The organism is Streptomyces sp. NPDC055103 (genome assembly GCF_053607625.1).
The window spans coordinates 49,138-67,992 of record NZ_JBSGTX010000002.1; the positions used below are offsets into that span (position 1 = coordinate 49,138).

Sequence of the window (18,855 nt, forward strand, 5' to 3'; positions counted from 1 at the left end):
CGCCCAACCTAACTCCTGCGGGCGTCCGTCCTCACCGTCGCGGGCCCGGGGACCGCGCCGGCCCGCACGAGCAGGTCGGCCAGCCGGTCGGTGACGGCCTCGGGGCGCTCCAGCATCACGAGGTGGCCCGCGTCGGGGACGATGACCAGCTCCGCGTCCGGGAGGAGATCGGCGATGGCCTCGGTGTGCGAGCTGGGGGTCACGAGGTCGTTGTCCCCGGCGAGCGCGAGCACCGGCAGCTCCAGCTCCGCGAAGGCGGCGACGGCGGTGGCCTTGTCGTGCTCGGCGAAGGCCGGGTAGAACTCCGCCACCACGTCGATCGGGGTCGACTCGATCATCCGCTCCGCGAAGCGGGCGACCGCCGGGTCCACGTCCTTCGACGCGAACGAGTACTTCTTGATGAGCCCGGCGAAGAGGTCCGCCGTCGCACGGCGCCCGCGCTCGACCAGCTCCGCCTGCGAGCCGAGGGCCCGGAGCACGCCAGGCAGGACCCGTCGGACGGCGTTGACGCCGGCGAGCGGCAGCCCGTACGACACCTCGGCGAGGTTTCCGGCGGAGGTGCCGACGAAGGCGACGCCCACGACCCGCTCGCGGAAGAACTCCGGGTACTGCTCGGCGAGCGCCATCACCGTCATGCCGCCCATCGAGTGCCCGACCAGGACGAGCGGGCCCTCGGGCGCGGCGACGTCGAGGACGGCCTTGAGGTCGCGGCCCAGCTGGTCGATGGAGACGGGCACCCCGTCAGGCCCGGACTGGGCGACGCCGTGGCCGGAGCGGCCGTGGCTGCGCTGGTCCCAGTGGACGGTGCGGACGAGACCGCGGAGCGCGGCCCGCTGGAAGTGCCAGGAGTCCTGGTTGAGGCAGTAGCCGTGGCTGAAGACGACGGTGACGGGGGCGGGTTCCTTGCGGCCGAAGAGCCGCCGCCGGCGACGGCGCCCGACGGACGTGCCCGGCGGCCCCGGGCGGGCGTCACCCCTGGCGTCGAGCTCGCCGGCCTCACCGACGACGAGGCCGACCTCATCGGCCTCGTCGATGTCGTCGATGTCGTCGATGTCGTCGACCTCGTAATACAGGACGGTCGAGTCGTCGGCGAGCGCCCGGCCCGAGGTGCCGCGCAGGCTGCCGTACGGCCCGGTGGAGTCCAGGGCGAGCCGGGCCTTCTGCCGTACGGAGCGGCCGACCGTGAGCCGCTCGACGGCGACTCCGGCGGCCGCGCCCGCGGCGAGGACGCCTATCGCGGCCCCGGCGAACCCGGCCCGCCGCCAGTTACTGGTGCCGCTGGACTCGCCCACCCCGACCCCCCTACTCGCCCAGGTACACGCGCGGGACGCGCGCGCCGATCCGGGTCACGATCTCGTACGCGATGGTGTCGGCGGCCACCGCCCAGTCCTCGGCGGTCGGCTCGCCCCGGTCGCCGGGGCCGAAGAGCACGGCCTCGGCGCCGGGCTCGGGGGTGTCCCCGCCGAGGTCGACGACGAACTGGTCCATGGCGACGCGCCCGGCGACCGTCCGGACGGTGTCGCCGACGAGGACGCGGCCGCGGCCCGAGGCGTGCCGGGGGACGCCGTCGGCGTACCCGAGGGGCACGAGCCCGAGGGTGGTCTCGTCACCCGTGACGTAGTGATGCCCGTAACTGACCCCGTGCCCGGCGGGCACGTGCTTGACGAGCGCGACGCTCGCCTTCAGCGACATGACGGGCCGGAGCCCCAGCTCGGCGGAGGTGCCGAGCTCGGGGCTCGGCGAGACGCCGTACACCGCGATGCCGGGCCGGACCAGGTCGAAGTGGGCCTCGGGCAGGGTGAGGGTGGCCGGCGAGTTCGCGATGTGCCGGACCTCGGGCTCGACGCCCGCCTCCTCCGCGTGGGCGAGCATCGACCGGAAGACGTCGAGCTGCGCGGCGATGGAGGGATGGTGGGGCTCGTCGGCGCAGGCGAGGTGCGACCAGAGGCCGGTCACCTTCACGAGCCCCTCGGCCTCGGCCTTCAGCGCCGCCCCGACGAGCTCGGGCCAGTCGGCGGGCTGGCAGCCGTTGCGCCCGAGCCCGGTGTCGGCCTTGAGCTGCACGCGGGCGAGCTTCCCGGTCGCCCTGGCGGCCTCGACGACCTCCTCCAGAGCCCACATCCCGCTCACGGACATGTCGAGACCGGCCTCGATGCCCTGGTCCCAGGGGTCGCCGGGGGTCCAGAGCCAGCACATGACGGGAACGTCGGTGATCCCGGCGGCGCGCAGGGCGAGCGCCTCGTGCGGGGTGGCCGTACCGAGCCAGTCCGCGCCCGCGTCGAGGGCGGCGCGGGCACAGCGTACGGCGCCGTGTCCGTACGCGTCGGCCTTGACCACGGCCATGATCCGGACGTGGGGGGCGACGCGGGCGCGCAGCGTGCGGACGTTCGCACGCAGCGCGCCGAGGTCGATCTCGGCGCGGGCCCTGCGGGGCGGAGGTGTCTCAGTCATCGCGCCCAGTCTCTCAGGTGTCAGCTACCGGGCCGCTTTCCCCAGATGTAGACCCGGTCACCCTTGCGCAGGACGTCCCAGAGTCTCCCGGCGTTGCCGTAGCTGAGATTGACGCAGCCGCGGCTGCCGGTGGGCGTGGCGATCGGCCCGTAGACGCCGTGGAAGGCCTGGCCGCCGCTGAAGAACTGGGAGTACGGCATGGGGGTGTCGTAGATGGACGACCAGTGGTCCTTGTGGCGCCAGTAGACGGTGTGCCAGCCGGTCCGGGTCGCGTACCCGACCCGCCCGCTCCTGATGTTCACCACCCCGTAGGTCACCTTCTTGTCCTTACGGACCCACATGAGCTGCCGGTCGAGATCGACGCAGGCCACGGCGTACTTCTTCACGGGGCAGCGCCGCCCCGGGTCGAGGTTCTTCCGCGCGGCGAGCAGCTCGGCCCGGGCCCAGGTGACGGGCCCGGCGTACCCGTTGGCGGGCTTGATCTTCTCCTTCACCTGAAAGGCCTTGATGGCCCTGCAGTCGGCGGCCGACTGCCTCCCGTCGACCGTCAGCTTCAACAGCCGCTCGACCTGCCGCTGATAGGTCCCGGTGGTGGCGGTGCAGGCGGCCCCGACGACACTCCGCGGCAGATACTCGACCAGCTCGTCGACCCCCTCCTCGGGCTCGGGCACGGGCACCTCGCCCTGGGGCTGCAGCGGAGGCAGCACCTGATCGGGCGTGTCCATCGGATACTCGGCCCGCCCGGCACCGGGAACCCCGGGCACGAGCGGCTCGGCGGCCGCGGAAGGCCCGGAGGGCTCGGGCGTGTCGGCGAGGGCAGCGGTGGGCCCGAGGGCGAGCACGGCGGCGAGGACGAACAACAGCGGGGCGGTACGACTTCTCGACATGATCACCCGACCCACCCAATCCCCGCCCCGCGCTCGCAGCGCGCCGGATCGCACGGGTGGGGCAACGGGTTCGGCCGAGTGGGGGGTGGCGGAGGGGATGGCCGGAGGGCGGGGGCGGAGCCCCGAGGGGGGTCCGGGGCACAGCCCCGAGCGTGGTCCGGGGCACAGCCCCGCGACCCCCCTCCCACCCCACCGCCTACGCCCCCACGTCCCCCCACGCCCCCCGCAGGGACTCCGCCACCTCGCTCGCCGTCACCGGCCCCGCCGGACCGCCGCCCCGCCCGGTGGACGCCCGCCGTGCCGCCAGCCCGTGCAGGTACGCCGCGGCCGACGCCGCGTCCATCACCGGGAGTCCCGCCGCCAGCAGCGAGCCCGCGAGCCCCGACAGGACGTCGCCGCTGCCCGCCGTCGCCAGCCACGGCGTCCCCGTCGGGTTGACCCGTACCGGCCCGCCCTCCGGGCCGCACACCAGCGTCGTCGACCCCTTGAGCAGCACCGTCGCCCCGAAGCGCGCCGCCAGCTCCCGTACCGCCGCGAGCCGCCCGGCCTCGACCTCCTCCCGGGCGACGCCCAGCAGCGCCGCCGCCTCCCCCGCGTGCGGGGTGAGCAGGGTCGGGGCCGGGCGACGGGCGCGTACGACGGCCGGGTCGAGGCCCCGCAGGCCGTCGGCGTCGACGAGGACCGGCACGTCGGAGGCGAGGACCTCGGCGACCGCGACGGCGGAACCGGGCCCTTCGCCGAGCCCGGGCCCGACGACCCAGGCCTGCACCCGCCCGGCCTTCTCCGGCTGCCCGGAGTGCACCAGCGTCTCCGGGTGCCGCGCGAGCACCGCGTCCCCGGCGGGTCCGACGTACCGCACGGCCCCCGCCCCGCCCCGCAGCGCCCCCGCCACCGCGAGGACCGCCGCTCCGGGGTAGCGGGCGGAGCCGGCGACGACGCCGAGGACGCCGCGGCGGTACTTGTCGCTCTCGGCGCCCGGCACGGGCAGCAGCCGCGCGACGTCCGCGTGCTGGAGGGCCTCCGCCTCGGGCACCCCGGGGAGGAAGGGCCCGAGGCCGATGTCGACGAGCCGCAGCGCCCCGGCGTACTCCCGCGCGGGGTCGACGAGCAGCCCCGGCTTGTACGTCCCGAAGGTCACCGTCGCGTCGGCCCGCAGCGCCTCGCCCGTCACCTCCCCCGTGTCGGCGTCGACGCCGCTCGGCAGGTCGACGGCGACGACGACGGCGTCGGAGCCGCGCGCGGCCCGCGCGACGGGGACGGCGTCGGGCCGGAGCCCGCCCCGCCCGCCGATGCCGGTGATGCCGTCGAGGACGAGGTCGGCGACGGCGAGGGCCCCGAAGGGGTCGTCGGCGATCCGCCCGCCCGCCGTCCGGAACGCCGCGAGCCCGCCCTCGTGGGCCCGCTCCCCGAGCAGTACGGCCGTGACGCCCGCGCCGCGCCGGGCGAGCCGGGCACCGGCGTGCAGGGCGTCGCCGCCGTTGTCGCCGCTGCCGACGAGGAGCACGATCCGCGCCCCGTACACCCGCGGCAGCAACCCGCAGCAGGCGGCGGCGAGTCCGGCGGCGGCCCGCTGCATGAGGGCGCCTTCCGGGAGGTGGGCCTGGAGTGCGGCCTCGGCGGCCCGGACGGTCTCGACACGGTGAGCGGTACGCATGTCCAGCAGTCTGCCGCAGCCTTCAAGCCCCTGCCCGCGGTCGACGTCAGCGTCACCCACCTCGCCGCCGACCCGGCGTAGGGACGGCTGTACGTCGGCGACCAGGCCGCCGAATCGGTGACCCTAGACGCGCGCGGCGCACACCACCCGACGCCGACGCCGGCCCTGGCGGCCGCGCGCACACGACAGGGGCCCGGCCGTGAAGACGGCCGGGCCCCTGTCGACGTACGACCCTCACCCCTCCGCGATCACCACCGCCGAGGCCACCCCCGCGTCATGGCTCAGCGAGACGTGCCAGTGCTTCACGCCCAGCTCCGCCGCCCGCGCCGCCACCGTCCCGCGCACGCGGAGCCGTGGCTGCCCGGTCCCCTCGACGTACACCTCGGCGTCCGTCCAGTGCAGTCCGCCCGGCGCGCCGAGCGCCTTCGCCAGCGCCTCCTTCGCGGCGAACCGCACCGCGAGCGAGGCCACCCCGCGCCGTTCGCCGCTGGGGAGCAGCAGCTCCCGCTCGACGAAGAGGCGCTGGAGCAGCCCCGGTGTGCGCTCGATCGACGCGCCGAAGCGGTCGATCTCCGCCACGTCGATCCCCACCCCAATGATCATTTCCCACTCACTCCACGGTCACGGACTTGGCCAGGTTGCGCGGCTGGTCGACCTCGTTGCCCCGCGCGGTGGCGAGCTCGCAGGCGAAGACCTGGAGCGGCACCGTGGAGACCAGCGGCTGGAGCAGCGTAGGCGTCGCCGGGATCCGGATGAGGTGGTCGGCGTACGGGACGACGGCCTCGTCGCCCTCCTCGGCGATCACGATGGTCCGCGCACCGCGCGCCCGGATCTCCTGGATGTTGGAGACGATCTTGTCGTGGAGGACGGAGCGGCCCTTGGGCGAGGGCACCACGACGACGACCGGCAGGTCCTCCTCGATGAGCGCGATCGGGCCGTGCTTGAGCTCTCCGGCGGCGAAGCCCTCGGCGTGCATGTACGCGAGCTCCTTGAGCTTCAGCGCGCCCTCCAGGGCCACCGGGTAGCCGACGTGCCGGCCGAGGAAGAGGACGGTGTTCTTGTGGGCGAGGGAGCGGGCGAGGGCCCGGACGGGCTCCATGGTCTCCAGGACCCGCTCGACCTCGTCGCCGATGCGGGCGAGCTCGCGGACGACGGCGTGGATCTCGTCGCCCCACTTGGTGCCGCGCACCTGCCCGAGGTAGAGCGCGAGCAGATAACAGGCGACGAGCTGCGTCAGGAAGGCCTTGGTCGAGGCCACGGCGACCTCGGGCCCGGCGTGCGTGTAGAGGACGGCGTCCGATTCCCTGGGGATCGTCGAACCGTTCGTGTTGCAGACGGCGAGGACCTTCGCGCCCTGCTCGCGGGCGTGCCGGAGCGCCATGAGGGTGTCCATGGTCTCGCCGGACTGGGAGATCGCGATCACCAGGGTCTTCTGGCCGAGGATCGGGTCCCGGTAGCGGAACTCGCTGGCGAGCTCGACCTCACAGGGGATGCGGGTCCAGTGCTCGATGGCGTACTTGGCGATGAGACCGGCGTGGAAGGCGGTGCCGCAGGCGATGATGACGACCTTGTCGGCCTCGCGGAGCACGGCGGCGGGGATGCGGACCTCGTCGAGGGTGAGCCGGCCGGCCCCGTCGATCCGCCCGAGGAGGGTGTCGGCGACGGCCTTGGGCTGCTCGGCGATCTCCTTGAGCATGAAGTAGTCGTAGCCGCCCTTCTCGGCGGCGGAGGCGTCCCAGTCGACGTGGAAGGCCCGTACGTCGGCGGGGGCGCCGTCGAAGTCGGTGATGGTGACGGTGTCCCGGGTGAGCTCGACGACCTGGTCCTGGCCGAGTTCGATCGCCGAGCGGGTGTGGGCGATGAAGGCGGACACGTCGGAGGCGAGGAAGTTCTCGCCCTCGCCGACGCCGACGACGAGCGGGGAGTTCCGGCGGGCGCCGACGACGACGTCGGGCTGGTCGGCGTGGACGGCGACCAGGGTGAAGGCCCCGTCGAGGCGGCGGCAGACGAGCCGCATGGCCTCCGCCAGGTCGCCGGCGGAGGAGAACTCCTCGGCGACGAGGTGGGCGACGACCTCGGTGTCGGTCTCGGAGACCAGGTCGTGGCCGCGCTCGGCGAGCTCGGCGCGCAGGTCGGCGAAGTTCTCGATGATGCCGTTGTGGACGACGGCGACGCGCCCGGCGTTGTCCAGGTGGGGGTGCGCGTTGACGTCGGTCGGCCCGCCGTGGGTGGCCCACCGGGTGTGCCCGATGCCCACGGAGCCGCCGGCCAGCGGCCGGTCCACGAGCTCCTTCTCCAGGTTGACGAGCTTGCCCGCCTTCTTCGCCGCGGCGATTCCCCCGTCGGAGAGCACCGCGACACCGGCCGAGTCGTAGCCCCGGTATTCGAGCCGCTTCAGGCCCGCGACCACCACATCAAGCGCCGACTGCCCGCCGGCGTATCCCACGATTCCGCACATGTCGGAAGCGTAGGACGGAAGGCGGCCGGAAGGCCGGAGTTCGGCGACCGCGCGTCGGCAGCCGACCGAACCCCGCCTGCGAACCCGTGCGCCGGCGAAGGGTGGCGTCAGCCGAGCTTCGCGGCCTGCGCGTCGATGATGGCCTTCGGCAGGGCCTTGACCGTGCCGCCGAAGCTGATCGTGGAGAGCGAGGCCAGGGTGTTGCCGTGACGGAAGACGACCAGCTTGGTGACCCAGGGCTTGCCCTCCACGTCGGTGGTGACCGTCCAGGCCAGCGCCGCCTCACCCGCCACCGTCTCCGGCGCGACCTGGGTGATCTTCGTCCGCTCGCCGCCGCCGATCAGCGTGAAGCCGCCCGCGCAGTCGGTGCCGGCCGTCTTCAGCGAGGCGAAGGCCTCCTGCGCGCCCTGCCCCTCGTACGAGCCGAGGGCCACGCCCGTCACCGGTGCCGCCAGCGCCCCCAGGGCGTCCTCCGGAGATGCCGTCTTCCCCTCGGTCTTCGGCATTTCGATGGCCTTGCGGTGCGCGGAGACGGCCGGCTTCCCGGGGGCGAGGTAGGACATGGCCTCGGCGAACGGCTTGCAGGACGGCTTGTCGGTGGAGATCGCGGAGGCCGCGGGGATCTCTCCGGCCTTGGTCTTCTGCACCTGGTGGCCCGGCAGGTCGGCCTGCTCGACGATGAGCTTCTCGAGCTCGGCGGCGGTCAGCGCCTTGGCGTCGGGTGCGCTGCTCGTGGCGGAGGCGCTCGGAGCGGAGGTGCTCGGGGCGGAGGTGCTCGGAGCGGCGCCCTTCCCCCCGTCCTTGCCCTGGTCGCCGTCGCTCTTCTCCCCGCCACCGCAGGCGGTGACGAGCAGGGCGAGGGAGACGGCGGTGGCGGTGACGGCAGCGCTTCTCATGGTCGTACGCATCTGTGGTGGCTCTCTGTTTCTCTTCGTGGTCTCATCGTGCCGCCCGACGGGCGGCTCCCCCCGCGTGAGATCCAGAGGACACGCGGCACCCGAGAATGATCGCCCCCGCGGCCGCGCCCGGACAACGACTTTTGTCGCGTGACCGACCCCACGACCCACAGACGCCCCCGACCCCCGACAATGGCGGGGTGATCACTTCGCCGCCACGAAGCGCCAACGGAGAAGGTCCCCGCGACGGCGCCGGGACCGGCAGCCCAGGGAACGGCACCGGCACCCCCGGAAACGGGACCGGCACCGCCCGGAACGGCACCGGCAGCCCCCGGAACGGCACCGGCAACCGCCGTCCCTCCGAGGCGACCCCCTACGTCGACCTCACCCGGGCCGAGTGGAGCGACCTCCGCGACAAGACGCCGCTCCCCCTCACCGCCGACGAGGTCGAGCGGCTCCGCGGCCTCGGGGACGTCATCGACCTCGACGAGGTCCGGGACGTCTACCTCCCGCTCTCCCGGCTGCTCAACCTTTACGTGCAGGCCACCAGCGGCCTCCGCGGCGCCCTCAACACCTTCCTGGGCGAGAGCGCGGAGCAGCGCGGCACCCCCTTCGTCATAGGGGTCGCCGGTTCGGTCGCCGTCGGCAAGTCGACGGTCTCCCGCCTCCTCCAGGCCCTCCTCGCCCGCTGGCCGGAGCACCCGCGCGTGGAGCTGGTGACGACGGACGCCTTCCTCTATCCGATGGAGGAGCTGAAGGCGCGCGGCCTGATGGCCCGCAAGGGTTTCCCGGAGTCGTACGACCGCCGGGCGCTGACCCGGTTCGTGGCGGACATCAAGGCGGGCAAGGAGGAGGTCACGGCCCCGGTCTACTCGCACCTGATCTACGACCGCGTGCCCGGCGAGCGGCTCGTCGTCCGCCGCCCCGACATCCTCATCGTGGAGGGGCTGAACGTCCTCCAGCCGGCCCTGCCCGGCAAGGACGGCCGTACGAGGGTCGGTCTCGCCGACTACTTCGACTTCTCGGTGTACGTGGACGCGCGGCCGGAGGACATCGAGCGCTGGTACCTCAACCGCTTCCGCAAGCTGCGCGACACCGCGTTCCAGAATCCCTCCTCGTACTTCCAGCGGTACACGCAGGTCTCCGAGGAGGAGGCCCTCGACTACGCCCGCACGATGTGGCGGACGATCAACAAGGTCAACCTCCTGGAGAACGTCGCCCCCACCCGCGGCCGGGCGACCCTCGTCGTCCGCAAGGGCCCCGACCACAAGGTGCAGCGCCTGAGCCTCCGCAAGCTGTGACCTCCGTAAGCTCTCCGCATGCTGCACCTTCGGATGATCGTTCCACCTGACCGCACCGCGTCCGCGGTCGAACTGATCGAGTCGACGGTCGGCGCCACGCATCTCGTGGTGCTGCCCGGCGCGGCCAGGAACCCTGTCGGCGACCTGGTCGCCTGTGACACGGCGCGTGAGGCCGCGGACGAACTGCTGCACCGGCTCCGCGACCTGAAGATCGATCAGGACGGGTCGATCGCCGTGGAACACATCGACCTGTCGATGTCCAGGCGGGCGGACGCGGCCGAGGAGGAGGCGCCGGGCGAGGGCGCGGACGCCGTGATCTGGGAGCAGCTGGCGGAGTCGAGCCACGAGGAGTCGACGCTCTCCTTCACCTATTTCTCCTTCATGTGCCTCGCGACGATGCTCGCGGCCTGCGGTGTCATCCTGGACAACGCGATCCTGATCGTGGGCGCCATGGCGGTCGGCCCGGAGTTCGGCCCGCTCGCCGGGGTGTGCACGGCGATCGTGCAGCGGGCGCCGAGGCTGGCGGCCCGTTCGCTGATCGCGCTGCTCATCGGCTTCGCTTCGGCGATCCTGGTGACGACCGTGTTCAGCCTGCTCATGGACTGGCTGGGCCTGTTCAGCAAGGACCTGCTGGACGCGGAGCGTCCACAGACCAGCTTCATCTGGCAGCCGGACCCGTTCTCCTTCGTGGTGGCACTCCTGGCGGGCGCGGCCGGCACCCTGTCGCTGACCTCGTCCAAGTCGGGCGCCCTGGTGGGAGTGGCGATCTCGGTGACCACGGTCCCGGCGGCGGCGAACGCGGCGGTGGCGCTCAGCTACGGCGAGCTCGGGCAGATGGGTGGGTCGATCGGGCAGCTGCTGCTCAACCTGCTGGGGATCATGCTCGCGGGTACGGCGACCCTGTACGTGCAGAAGAGGCTGTGGCAGACGCAGCGCGGCCGCCTCAAGCGCCGCCTACGCAGGGGCTGACCCCGGAAAGTCCCCTCGTACGAGAAGGACCCGCCGTACCGGAGTCCGGTGCGGCGGGTCCTCACCCATCTGCATGACGATGCCTCAGAAAGCCTAGCCCAGCGCCGACTTCACGACGTCCGCGAGGCGCTGCGCGACCGCGCGGGCCTGCTCGATGTCGGCGGCCTCGACCATGACGCGGACCAGCGGCTCGGTGCCGGAGGGGCGAAGCAGGACGCGGCCGGTGGCACCGAGTTCCGACTCGGCGGCGGTGACCGCGGCGGCGAGGTCGCCGGAGGTCTTCACGCGGGACTTGTCGACGTCCGGGACGTTGATGAGGATCTGCGGCAGCCGCTCCATCACGCCGGCGAGCTCGGCGAGGGACTTGCCGGTGGCGGCGATCCGGGCGGCGAGCATCAGGCCGGTGAGGGTGCCGTCGCCGGTGGTGGCGTGGTCGAGCACGATGACGTGCCCGGACTGCTCGCCGCCGAGTGCGTAGCCGTTCTCCTTCATGGACTCCAGGACGTAGCGGTCGCCGACCGCGGTCTGGACGAGGTTCAGGCCCTCGCGCTCCATGGCGAGCTTGAAGCCCAGGTTGGACATGACGGTCGCGACGACGGTGTCGCCGCGCAGCGTCCCGGCCTCACGCATGGCGAGGGCGAGCACGGCGAGGATCTGGTCGCCGTCGACCTCGTTGCCGGCGGCGTCCACGGCGAGGCAGCGGTCGGCGTCGCCGTCGTGCGCGATGCCGAGGTCGGCGCCGTGCTCGACGACGGCGGCGCGGAGCAGCCCCAGGTGCGTGGAGCCGCAGCCGTCGTTGATGTTGAGGCCGTCCGGCTCGGCGCCGATGGTGACGACCTGGGCGCCGGCCCGGGTGAAGGCCTCGGGCGAGACGCGGGCGGCGGCGCCGTGGGCCTCGTCGAGGACGACCTTGAGACCGTCGAGGCGGTTGGGGACGACCGAGAGGAGGTGGGAGACGTACGTCTCGAAGCCCGCGTCGTAGTCGCGGACCCGGCCGACGCCGGCACCGGTCGGGCGCGCCCAGGGAGCGCCGGTGCGGTGCTCCTCGTACACGGACTCGATGCGGTCCTCGAGGTCGTCGGCGAGCTTGTGGCCGCCGCGGGCGAAGAACTTGATGCCGTTGTCGGGCATCGCGTTGTGGCTGGCGGAGAGCATCACGCCGAGGTCGGCGCCGAGGACGCCGGTGAGGTGGGCCACGGCGGGGGTGGGGAGGACGCCGACGCGCAGCACGTCGACACCGGCGCTGGCGAGACCCGCGACGACGGCGGCTTCGAGGAACTCCCCGGACGCGCGGGGGTCACGCCCGACCACCGCGGTCGGCCGATGGCCCTCGAAGGTGCCCGCCTCGGCGAGCACGTGCGCCGCCGCGACCGACAGACCGAGCGCGAGCTCCGCCGTCAGGTCCGCGTTGGCCACACCGCGTACGCCGTCCGTGCCGAAGAGTCGTCCCACAGCTGTCCTCCGAGAAATACGTGCCCAAGCTGATGAAAGAAGAAAAAGGTTATGAAAAAACGTACGCCCCGACGGCACGGGCAGTGCCGCCGGGGCGTACGAGAACAGTCCGAGCAGGCGTGATTAACGCTTGCTGTACTGCGGGGCCTTACGGGCCTTCTTGAGACCGGCCTTCTTGCGCTCGACCGCACGGTCGTCGCGGGAGAGGAAGCCGGCCTTCTTCAGCGCCGGGCGGTTGTTCTCGACGTCCGCCTCGTTCAGCGCACGGGCCACACCGAGGCGCAGGGCGCCGGCCTGGCCGGAGACACCGCCACCCGCGATGCGGGCGATGACGTCGTAGCGGTTGTCGAGCTCGAGCACCTTGAAGGGCTCGTTGACTTCCTGCTGGTGCACCTTGTTGGGGAAGTAGTCCTCAAGGGTGCGACCGTTGATCTTCCACTTGCCGGTGCCCGGAACGATCCGGACGCGGGCGATGGCGTTCTTGCGACGGCCCAGGCCGGCGGCCGGCTGCGGGTCGCCGAAGCGGGACGCGAGCGACTCGGAGGTGTACTCACCCTCGACGAGCTCGGTCTCGGTGGTGTACTCCTCAACGCCCTCGAACTCGTCGACGGGGGTCTCGGGGGTGGTCTCGGCCACGATGCTCCTCAGATTTCTTTCGTTCTTAGGGGGTGTGGCCGGAACTACTGCGCGACCTGGGTGATCTCGAACGCAACCGGCTGCTGCGCAGCGTGCGGGTGGTTCGGGCCCGCGTAGACCTTCAGCTTCGAGAGCATCTGACGGCCCAGGGTGTTCTTGGGGATCATGCCCTTGATGGCCTTCTCGACGGCCTTCTCGGGGTTCTTCTCCAGCAGCTCGTCGTAACGGACGGAGCGGAGACCACCCGGGAAGCCGGAGTGGCGGTAGGCCAGCTTCTGGGTCTTCTTGTTGCCGGACAGGTGGACCTTGTCAGCGTTGATGATGATGACGAAGTCGCCCATGTCCATGTGGGGGGCGTAGATCGGCTTGTGCTTGCCTCGCAGGAGGTTCGCAGCCGTGGTCGCCAGACGGCCCAGGACGATGTCCTGCGCGTCGATGATGTGCCACTGGCGAGTGACATCGCCGGGCTTGGGGCTGTACGTACGCACTTCGTAGCCTTCGCTTCTTCAGTGGATGGAGTCCAGACACACCTGAAGCGATCATGCAGCTGGGGCCTGCACTGCCGGGACACCGCCCGTATGCGAGCCACTGGTAACTGCTCCAGGGAACCTACGTAAGGGTCCGTCGTGTGAGAACGACGTAGCCCCTACGCATAACAAACCGCAACAGTACCCGCGCCACCCCGGACGGGTCAAAACGCACCGACGCGGACCCTCCGACCGCCCGAGGTCACCGGCACCGAGGCGACGCGCCGACCGCCCGAGGTCACCGGCACCGAAGCGACCCGCCGACCGCCCGAGGTCACCGCGCCCGCTCGACCCGCCGCTCGTCCCACACCGGCTCGGTCGTCTCCCGCACGATCCCGTCCGAGCCGAAGACCAGGAACCGGTCGAAGCTCTTCGCGAACCACCGGTCGTGGGTCACCGCCATGACGGTCCCGTCGTACTGCTCGAGCCCGTCCTGCAGGGCCTCCGCCGACTCCAGGTCCAGGTTGTCCGTCGGCTCGTCGAGGAGCAGCGCCGTGGTCCCCGCCAGCTCCAGGAGGAGGATCTGGAAGCGGGCCTGCTGGCCGCCGGAGAGCTTGTCGAAGGGCTGGTCGCCCTGGCGCTCCAGCTCGTACCGCCGCAGCATCGACATCGCCCCGCCCCGGTCCTTGGCGTGCTCCGTCCACAGGATGTCGACGAGCGGCCGCCCGGTCAGCTCCGGGTGCGCGTGGGTCTGCGCGAAGTGCCCGGGCACGACCCGCGCGCCCAGCTTCCAGTCACCCGTGTGAGCGACGGACGGGTCCCCCGCGAGGAGCCGCAGGAAGTGCGACTTGCCCGAGCCGTTCGAGCCGAGGACGCCGACCCGCTCCCCGTAGAAGATCTCCAGCGAGAAGGGCTTCATCAGCCCGGTCAGCTCAAGGTTCTCGCAGGTCACAGCCCTGACACCGGTACGGCCGCCGCGCAGCCGCATCCGGATGTCCTGCTCGCGCGGCGGCTCCGGCGGCGGCCCCGCCTCCTCGAACTTCCGCAGCCGGGTCTGCGCCGCCGCGTACCGCGAGGCCATGTCGTGGCTGACCGACGCCGCCTGCCGCAGGTTGAGCACGAGCTTCTTCAGCTGGGCGTGCTTCTCGTCCCAGCGTCGCTTCAGCTCCTCGAAGCGGGCGAACCGCTCGCGCCGCGCCTCGTGGAAGGTGTCGAAGCCACCGCCGTGCACCCACACGTCCGAGCCGGCCGGGCCGGGCTCGACCGCGACGATCTTCTGGGCGCCCCGGGAGAGCAGCTCGCGGTCGTGGGAGATGAAGAGCACGGTCTTACGGGTCTCCCGCAGCCGCTCCTCCAGCCACCGCTTGCCGGGCACGTCGAGGTAGTTGTCCGGCTCGTCGAGGAGCAGCACCTCGTCGGGGCCGCGCAGCAGGTACTCCAGGACCAGCCGCTTCTGCTCGCCGCCGGAGAGCGTCCGCACCTCCCGGAACTGCGCCTTGTCGTACGGGACGCCGAGGGCCGCCATGGTGCAGATGTCCCAGAGGGTCTCGGCCTCGTAGCCCTGCACCTCGGCCCAGTCGCTGAGGGCCTGCGCGTACGCCATCTGCGCGGCCTCGTCGTCGACCGTCATGATCAGGTGCTCGGCCTTGTCGACCGCCTTCGCGGCCTCCCGGATCCGCGGCTGCGCCACGGACACCAGCAGGTCGCGGACGGTCGACTCGTCCCGTACGGAGCCGACGAACTGCGGCATCACGCCGAGACCACCGCTGACGGTGACGGAGCCGCCGTGCGGCTGGAGCTCCCCGGAGATCAGCCGGAGGAGGGTCGTCTTGCCGGCGCCGTTGGCCCCGACGAGGGCGACGACCGCGCCCTCCCCGACGCGGAAGGAGGCATCTCCGAGGAGGACCCGCCCGTCCGGAAGGTAGTACTCAAGATGTGCGGCCTCGACATGTCCCATGAGGTGCATTGTCACCGCACGCGTCCCCTTCCCCCAACCGGTTTAGGATGCGCGGCATGAGCTTTGGGGGACCGCAGTGGCCGCAGGAGCCGCAGCAGCAGGGGCAGGGACAGGGACAGCCGGGGTACGGGCAGCAGCCCGGCTACGGCGGACAGCAGCCCGGCTACGGCGGGCAGCAGCCGTACGGCGGGCAGCCGGGCCAGGGACAGCAGCAGCCGAACCCCTTCCCGGGGGCGCAGGGCGGCGGACCCACCCCTGACTGGGGCGCCCTCGCCGACGCCTCCGCGAGCCGCAGCCGCCGCAAGAAGTGGCTGATGATCGGCGGCGGGGCGCTGGCGACCCTCGCCGTGGGCGCGATCGTCGCGACCGCCGTCGTGAGCACCAACAAGACCAACGGCGAGGCGAAGAACGGCGGGGTTCCCACCGGCACGGTCTCCCCCACCGGCTCCCCCACGCCCGAGCCGACCTTCTCCTCGGTGGCGCCGCCGCCCCCGCCGAACCCGAAGGACTACATCTCGGACCCGAAGAAGGACAAGGCCCCGCTCACCGCGGACGGCCTCTTCCCGGGCAAGAAGATGTCCATGAACGGCCGCGCGTACCAGAAGGGCGCGACCGCCGTCACCACGAACTGCGCGGCCGTCACCCAGGGCGGGCTCGGCACCGTCCTCAAGAAGAACGGCTGCCAGAAGATCCTGCGCGCCACCTACGTGAAGGACGGCGTGGCGATCACGGTCGGCGTGGCCGTCTTCCCCTCCGAGGCGGCGGCCCTCAAGGCGAAGGCCCAGGCGACCGGCGGCATCGCACCCCTCGCGGGCGCGGGCGTGCGTGAGTTCTGCCACGGCACGGTCTGTCTGCGCCGCTCGAACTCCGCCGGCCGCTACGCCTACTTCACACAGGCGGGCTTCTCCAACGGCAAGAAGGTCACCACGGCCGACAAGCCGGTCTTCCAGGCCAGCGACGACCTCGGCACCTTCGTCTTCAACCAGATCTACGCCCGTGGCCGGGCGCAGGCCTCAGCAGCAGCCAACGCTCCCGGGGAGTGACCGCTTGTTGCGGGCCTCCTTGCTGCGGGCGGCGAGGAGAGCGTCCTCGGGGTAGCCGACCTCTTCGAGGGTGAGGCCGTGCGGCCGTACGACATGGACGGCCGAGTCCCGCACGCCGGCGGCGAGCACCTTGCCGGGCCAGTCGACCGGCCGGTGGCCGTCGCCCACGAAGAGCATGGCGCCGACGAGCGAGCGGACCATGTTGTGGCAGAAGGCGTCCGCCTTCACCGTCGCTTCGAGGATGCCGTCGGCCCGCCGCTCCCAGCGCAGCACCTGCAGGGTGCGGATGGTCGTGGCGCCCTCGCGCTTCTTGCAGAACGCGGCGAAGTCGTGCTCACCGATGAGCGCGGTCGCCGCCTCGTTCATGGCGTCCATGTCGAGGGCCCAGTCGTGCCACAGGACGTGCCCGCGCAGGAGCGGGTCGACGCCCCCGGGGTTGTCGGTGACGCGGTAGGCGTAGCGGCGCCAGATCGCCGAGAAGCGGGCGTTGAAGCCGGCGGGGGCCTCTTCCACCTTCCACACCCGTACGTCGTGGGAGAGCCGCCCCGCGAGCCGCCTGAGCAGCTTGTCCCGGTGCTCCTCCCACAGCTCGACGGGCAGGTCGACGTGGGCCACCTGCCCGCGCGCGTGCACGCCGGCGTCGGTCCGGCCGGCGACGGTCAGCTCGTACGTCTCCGTGGACCGGGTCACGGTCCGCAGGGCGGCCTCGATGTCCCCCTGCACGGTCCGCCGCCCCTGGGGCTGCTTGGCCCAGCCGGAGAAGTCCCTGCCCTCGTACGAAAGGTCAAGGCGTACTCGTACGAACCCGTCCTGCACGTCATCGCTCACGCGAGAATCCTCTCAAACACACGGGAACGGGCCCGCACCCCAGAGGGGTACGGGCCCGCACACGGAAAGTCGGCGAGGAACGCTTACGCGTCCTTCGACTCCTCGGCCGGCGCCTCGGCGGCCGCGTCGGCCTCCTTGACGGCGCGCACGGTGGCGGCCTCGGCCTCGGCGACGGTCGCCTTCTTGGCGATCTCGCCCTCGACCAGCTCGATCACGGCCATCGGGGCGTTGTCGCCACGACGGTTGCCGATCTTGGTGATACGGGTGTAACCACCCGGACGCTCCGAGTAACGCGGGGCGATCTCGGTGAAGAGGGTGTGGACGATGCCCTTGTCGGTGATCGTCTGCAGCACCAGGCGACGGTTGTGGATGTCGCCCTTCTTCGCCTTGGAGATCAGGCGCTCGGCGACGGGACGCAGGCGACGGGCCTTGGCCTCGGTCGTCGTGATGCGGCCGTGCTCGAAGAGGGACTTCGCCAGGTTGGCGAGCAGCAGACGCTCGTGAGCGGCGGAACCGCCGAGGCGGGCACCCTTCGCGGGACGCGGCATGGTGTTTCTCCTAATGCTCTGCACCGGCCGTATGAGGTACCGATGTCAGTGTCCGAGCGGGCGGATACCCGTCGGAGATCCGGGCAGCCCCCGAAGGGGCGCCCGGAAGGGGCGCGGGGAACTGCGCGACCAGCCACAGTCCACCCGCACCAAGGGACCGACCAGCGGCCCCGAGCTCTTAGTACTGCTCGGTCTCGACGAAACCGGCATCCGCGTCGTCGTCCGCGCCGAAGGCGTCGGCCGCGGCGGTCGGGTCGAATCCGGGCGGCGAGTCCTTCAGCGCGAGGCCCATACCGGCCAGCTTCGCCTTGACCTCGTCGATCGACTTCGCACCGAAGTTGCGGATGTCGAGCAGGTCCGCCTCGGAACGCGCCACGAGCTCACCCACGGAGTGGATGCCCTCGCGCTTGAGGCAGTTGTACGAACGAACGGTGAGCTCGAGCTCCTCGATCGGCAGCGCCAGGTCGGCGGCAAGGGCGGCGTCCGTCGGGGACGGGCCCATGTCGATGCCCTCGGCGTCGATGTTGAGCTCGCGCGCCAGACCGAACAGCTCGACCAGGGTCTTGCCGGCGGACGCCATGGCGTCACGCGGGCGCATGGCCTGCTTGGTCTCGACGTCGACGATCAGCTTGTCGAAGTCGGTGCGCTGCTCGACACGGGTCGCCTCGACCTTGTACGTGACCTTGAGCACCGGCGAGTAGATGGAGTCGACCGGAATACGACCGATCTCCTGGCCCACCTGCTTGTTCTGCACGGCGGAGACGTAGCCGCGACCGCGCTCGACGGTCAGCTCCATCTCCAGCTTGCCCTTGCCGTTGAGCGTGGCGAGGACGAGGTCGGGGTTGTGCACCTCGACACCGGCCGGGGGCGCGATGTCGGCGGCGGTGACCAGACCCGGGCCCTGCTTGCGCAGGTACATCACGACGGGCTCGTCGTGCTCCGAGGAGACGACCAGCTGCTTGATGTTCAGGATGAGGTCGGTGACGTCCTCCTTGACGCCCGGCACGGTGGTGAACTCGTGCAGGACACCGTCGATGCGGATGCTGGTGACAGCGGCACCCGGGATCGACGACAGGAGGGTACGGCGGAGGGAGTTGCCGAGGGTGTAACCGAAGCCCGGCTCCAGCGGCTCGATCACGAACCGGGAGCGGAACTCGTCGACGACCTCTTCGGTCAGCGACGGACGCTGAGCGATCAGCATGTCTTTGTGTCCTTCAGTCGTGGACGCCCACTATTTGACGCCCGACGGGATGTAGCACCTACAAGGGTACGGGCGGCACGGTCCGAAGAGCCGTACCGCCCGAAGTC

17 protein-coding genes are annotated in these 18,855 nt (G+C 71.8%); 3 read left to right on the forward strand and 14 right to left on the reverse strand.

Annotated elements, in window-relative coordinates:
* Positions 1 to 8 precede the first annotated feature (8 nt).
* From ACWFR1_RS02110 to ACWFR1_RS02140, 7 genes are all read right to left on the reverse strand, one after another.
* On the reverse strand, positions 9 to 1,292 hold the full coding sequence (locus tag ACWFR1_RS02110) for an alpha/beta fold hydrolase (RefSeq protein ID WP_453545498.1): 1,284 nt from the start codon (positions 1,290 to 1,292) through the stop codon (positions 9 to 11).
* 10 nt (positions 1,293 to 1,302) lie between these two features.
* Positions 1,303 to 2,451 carry an alanine racemase gene (alr, locus tag ACWFR1_RS02115; RefSeq protein WP_453545501.1) on the reverse strand — a complete coding sequence of 383 codons (1,149 nt, stop codon included), beginning with the start codon at positions 2,449 to 2,451 and terminating at the stop codon, positions 1,303 to 1,305.
* Between the two features lie 20 nt (positions 2,452 to 2,471).
* Entirely contained in the window at positions 2,472 to 3,338 is an 867-nt protein-coding gene (locus ACWFR1_RS02120; RefSeq protein WP_453545503.1) for a L,D-transpeptidase family protein, read from the reverse strand.
* A 196-nt stretch (positions 3,339 to 3,534) separates the two neighbouring features.
* Entirely contained in the window at positions 3,535 to 4,992 is a 1,458-nt protein-coding gene (locus ACWFR1_RS02125; protein WP_453545505.1) for an NAD(P)H-hydrate dehydratase, read from the reverse strand.
* A gap of 234 nt (positions 4,993 to 5,226) precedes the next feature.
* The gene (locus tag ACWFR1_RS02130) at positions 5,227 to 5,595 is read right to left on the reverse strand and encodes a holo-ACP synthase (protein ID WP_317598435.1); all 369 of its coding nucleotides are present in this window, start codon (positions 5,593 to 5,595) and stop codon (positions 5,227 to 5,229) included.
* Positions 5,596 to 5,602: 7 nt separating this feature from the next.
* A complete protein-coding gene (gene glmS, locus ACWFR1_RS02135) occupies positions 5,603 to 7,450 on the reverse strand; it encodes a glutamine--fructose-6-phosphate transaminase (isomerizing) (protein WP_453545508.1) in 1,848 nt (615 codons plus the stop codon).
* A gap of 107 nt (positions 7,451 to 7,557) precedes the next feature.
* On the reverse strand, positions 7,558 to 8,346 hold the full coding sequence (locus ACWFR1_RS02140; protein ID WP_453545510.1) for a hypothetical protein: 789 nt from the start codon (positions 8,344 to 8,346) through the stop codon (positions 7,558 to 7,560).
* Between the two features lie 200 nt (positions 8,347 to 8,546).
* Here ACWFR1_RS02140 and coaA point away from each other — a divergent pair, with 200 nt between their 5' ends.
* Together coaA and ACWFR1_RS02150 are read left to right on the forward strand one after the other, a co-directional pair.
* Positions 8,547 to 9,647 carry a type I pantothenate kinase gene (coaA, locus tag ACWFR1_RS02145; protein WP_453545512.1) on the forward strand — a complete coding sequence of 367 codons (1,101 nt, stop codon included), beginning with the start codon at positions 8,547 to 8,549 and terminating at the stop codon, positions 9,645 to 9,647.
* Positions 9,648 to 9,665: 18 nt separating this feature from the next.
* Positions 9,666 to 10,616 carry a DUF389 domain-containing protein gene (locus ACWFR1_RS02150; protein WP_453545514.1) on the forward strand — a complete coding sequence of 317 codons (951 nt, stop codon included), beginning with the start codon at positions 9,666 to 9,668 and terminating at the stop codon, positions 10,614 to 10,616.
* Positions 10,617 to 10,709: 93 nt separating this feature from the next.
* Here ACWFR1_RS02150 and glmM read toward each other — a convergent pair whose 3' ends face one another.
* The 4 genes from glmM to ACWFR1_RS02170 all read right to left on the reverse strand — a co-directional run bounded on the left by glmM (position 10,710) and on the right by ACWFR1_RS02170 (position 15,137).
* Complete coding sequence (gene glmM / locus ACWFR1_RS02155; protein WP_453545516.1) at positions 10,710 to 12,068, reverse strand: phosphoglucosamine mutase; 1,359 nt, start codon at positions 12,066 to 12,068, stop codon at positions 10,710 to 10,712.
* Between the two features lie 123 nt (positions 12,069 to 12,191).
* Entirely contained in the window at positions 12,192 to 12,704 is a 513-nt protein-coding gene (gene rpsI, locus ACWFR1_RS02160; protein WP_015035601.1) for a 30S ribosomal protein S9, read from the reverse strand.
* 44 nt (positions 12,705 to 12,748) lie between these two features.
* A complete protein-coding gene (gene rplM / locus ACWFR1_RS02165; RefSeq protein ID WP_376412992.1) occupies positions 12,749 to 13,192 on the reverse strand; it encodes a 50S ribosomal protein L13 in 444 nt (147 codons plus the stop codon).
* A gap of 313 nt (positions 13,193 to 13,505) precedes the next feature.
* Positions 13,506 to 15,137, reverse strand: a complete 1,632-nt coding sequence (locus ACWFR1_RS02170; RefSeq protein WP_453545769.1) for an ABC-F family ATP-binding cassette domain-containing protein — start codon at positions 15,135 to 15,137, stop codon at positions 13,506 to 13,508.
* A gap of 47 nt (positions 15,138 to 15,184) precedes the next feature.
* Here ACWFR1_RS02170 and ACWFR1_RS02175 point away from each other — a divergent pair, with 47 nt between their 5' ends.
* The gene (locus ACWFR1_RS02175) at positions 15,185 to 16,171 is read left to right on the forward strand and encodes a hypothetical protein (protein ID WP_453545519.1); all 987 of its coding nucleotides are present in this window, start codon (positions 15,185 to 15,187) and stop codon (positions 16,169 to 16,171) included.
* On the opposite strand, the gene truA is transcribed toward ACWFR1_RS02175, so the two are convergent.
* The 3 genes from truA to ACWFR1_RS02190 form a co-directional block, all read right to left on the reverse strand.
* Positions 16,142 to 16,999, reverse strand: a complete 858-nt coding sequence (truA, locus tag ACWFR1_RS02180; RefSeq protein WP_453545521.1) for a tRNA pseudouridine(38-40) synthase TruA — start codon at positions 16,997 to 16,999, stop codon at positions 16,142 to 16,144. The genes ACWFR1_RS02175 and truA overlap by 30 nt on opposite strands.
* Before the next feature lie 83 nt (positions 17,000 to 17,082).
* On the reverse strand, positions 17,083 to 17,547 hold the full coding sequence (gene rplQ / locus ACWFR1_RS02185; RefSeq protein WP_024755424.1) for a 50S ribosomal protein L17: 465 nt from the start codon (positions 17,545 to 17,547) through the stop codon (positions 17,083 to 17,085).
* A 178-nt stretch (positions 17,548 to 17,725) separates the two neighbouring features.
* Entirely contained in the window at positions 17,726 to 18,748 is a 1,023-nt protein-coding gene (locus tag ACWFR1_RS02190) for a DNA-directed RNA polymerase subunit alpha (protein ID WP_003966937.1), read from the reverse strand.
* Between the last annotated feature and the right edge of the window lie 107 nt (positions 18,749 to 18,855).